Below are 2,330 nucleotides of genomic sequence, written 5' to 3'. Positions count from 1 at the left end.
GATCGAAGAGACGCCAGGTGAGGGCTTGTCGTGCGGCGACGAACGGTTGGGGTCGGCGGCATGGTGCGGCGTGGGGACCGGAGACGCGCAAAGCAGTCGGGTGTGGTACCGGCGGGGCAAGGAGGCGCCGGTGTGCTTCCGTTTTGCCGATGCGCTGCGTCCCGATGCAGCGGAGACGGTTGCTGAGCTGAAGCGCCGTGGTTTCGACGTGGCGCTCTTGTCCGGCGATCGCCAAGCCGTGGTCGAGCAGGTGGCCCGCGAGGCCGGGATCGATACGTGGCGCGCGGAGATGAAACCCGCCGACAAGATCGCTTGGCTCGAGGGCCGCGCCAAGGAAGGACGCAAGGTCCTCATGGTCGGCGATGGGCTCAACGACGCCCCGGCGTTGGCGGCGGCGCATGCGTCCATCTCGCCGGCGAGCGCCGCCGATATCAGCCAGCGTGCCGCCGATTTCGTATTCCAAGGCGCGAAGCTCGGCCCCGTGGCCGAGGCGATCGGTACGGGACGGCGGGCGCACCGCATGGCCTTTCAAAATTTCGGTGTGGCCGCGGTCTACAACACGATCTGCGTGCCGCTCGCCATGGCGGGCTTCGTGACGCCGCTTATCGCGGCCATCGTCATGTCAAGCTCTTCGATCCTGGTGACGCTGAACGCCGCAAGGCTCGCGGGAGGAGGGCGCGCATGACCGCGCTCGCCTGGCTGATCCCGGCGGCGCTGGTGTTGGGCGCGCTCGGTCTCGCCGCCTTCCTTTGGGCTTTGAAGACAGGCCAGTTCGAGGATCTGGAAGGCGCTTCCTATCGCGCGCTTGAAGACGACCCGCCGGACGACGATGTCGGCCGAGGCTAGGGAGTCTAGCTGGCGCGGCGCTCATCGTCGGGAAGGTCGGGGACCTCAGACTTTTTAGCCTCGCTCGCCGGCTCAAGCGCCGCGGCGATGGCATCGTCTACCGTCGACATCCAGACGAACTGGGCTTCACCGCGCGCGGACTCCGGCACGTCCTCGTAGTCCTTCTTGTTGCGCTCGGGCAGCATCACCGTGGTGATGCCGGCACGCACGGCCGCCAGCACCTTGTTCTTCACCCCGCCGATAGGCAGCACGAGACCGCGCAGCGAGATCTCCCCGGTCATGGCGACGTCGTTGCGCACGGTGCGCCCGGTCAGCAGCGAGGTGAGCGCGATGAACATGGCGACGCCCGCGGAGGGGCCGTCCTTGGGGATGGCGCCGGCCGGCACATGCAGATGGATGTCCGACTTCTCGAATAGGCCCGGTTCGACGCCGAGCTTGTCGGCGCGCGCCTTCACCAGGGACAGCGCGGCCTGCGCGCTCTCTTTCATGACGTCGCCGAGCTGGCCAGTGAGGATCAGTTTGCCGGTGCCGGGCACGCGGGCGCATTCGATGAACAAGATGTCGCCGCCGGTCGGCGTCCAGGCGAGACCCGTGGCCACGCCGGGCACGGATGTGCGCATGGCGACTTCGTTCTCGAACTTCCGCGCGCCGAGAATGTCGTGGAGATCGTCCGGCGCGATGCGCATATGCGTCTTGTCGCCCTCGGCGACGCGCATGGCCATGTGATGGAGGATCGCGCCGATCTCGCGCTCCAGATTGCGCACGCCGGCCTCGCGTGTGTAGCCGGTGATGATGGCGCGGATCGCGTCCTCGCTGATCTCGCATTGCTCGGCCGTCAGGCCCGTATCCTCGAGCTGGCGCTTGACCAGGTAGCGCTTGGCGATCTCGACCTTCTCTTCCTCGGTGTAGCCGGGAATCTCGATGACCTCCATGCGATCACGCAAAGGCCCCGGGATCTGGTCGAGCACGTTCGCGGTGCCGATGAACAGCACCTTGGACAGGTCGAAGGGGACGCCGAGATAGTTGTCCCGGAAGGTCGAGTTCTGGGCAGGGTCGAGCACCTCGAGCAGCGCGGCGCTGGGATCGCCATGAAAACTGGCGCTCAGCTTGTCCATCTCGTCGAGCATGAACACAGGGTTCCGCGTGCCGGCCTTGCGCAACGCCTGCACGAAATTGCCCGGAAGCGCGCCGATATAAGTGCGCCGATGCCCGCGGATTTCCGCTTCGTCATGTACGCCGCCCAGGCTGATGCGGCCGAACTCGCGGCCCATGGCGCGCGCGATGGACTGGCCGAGCGACGTCTTGCCCACGCCGGGCGGGCCGACGAAGCACAGGATCGGGCTCTTGCCGTCCGGGTTCAGCTTGCGGACCGCGAGATATTCGAGAATGCGCTGCTTCACCTTGGACAGGCCGTAATGGTCCTCGTCCAGGATGCGGCGCGCTTCGGCGATGTCGATGGTCTCCTCGGAGAGCTTCGACCACGG

Annotated in this window: 3 protein-coding genes; 2 read left to right on the top strand and 1 reads right to left on the bottom strand. The window is 66.8% G+C overall.

Translation table 11 applies throughout. The annotated features are described in order from the left end of the window. Positions 1-685 (top strand): HAD-IC family P-type ATPase (locus ACSLE4_RS06335; protein WP_435903636.1); only part of this gene is annotated, 685 nt, incomplete at its 5' end. Beyond that, positions 682-846, top strand: coding sequence for a cbb3-type cytochrome oxidase assembly protein CcoS (ccoS, locus tag ACSLE4_RS06330; protein WP_435903635.1), 165 nt, complete (start codon positions 682-684; stop codon positions 844-846). The genes ACSLE4_RS06335 and ccoS, both read left to right, overlap by 4 nt. Before the next feature lie 5 nt (positions 847-851). Here the strand turns inward: ccoS and lon are convergent. Further along, positions 852-2,330: endopeptidase La (lon, locus tag ACSLE4_RS06325; protein ID WP_435903634.1), on the bottom strand; the 1,479-nt coding region annotated here is incomplete at its 5' end.

Source organism: Methyloceanibacter sp., from assembly GCF_051306395.1.
Classification (GTDB): Bacteria; Pseudomonadota; Alphaproteobacteria; order Rhizobiales; family Methyloligellaceae; genus Methyloceanibacter.
This window is presented reverse-complemented; position numbering and strand designations above follow the sequence as displayed.

Bases quoted from the DNA above. Each gene is read 5' to 3' on its own strand.
- ccoS (WP_435903635.1), top strand. From the start codon at position 682: ATGACCGCGCTCGCCTGGCTGATCCCGGCGGCGCTGGTGTTGGGCGCG.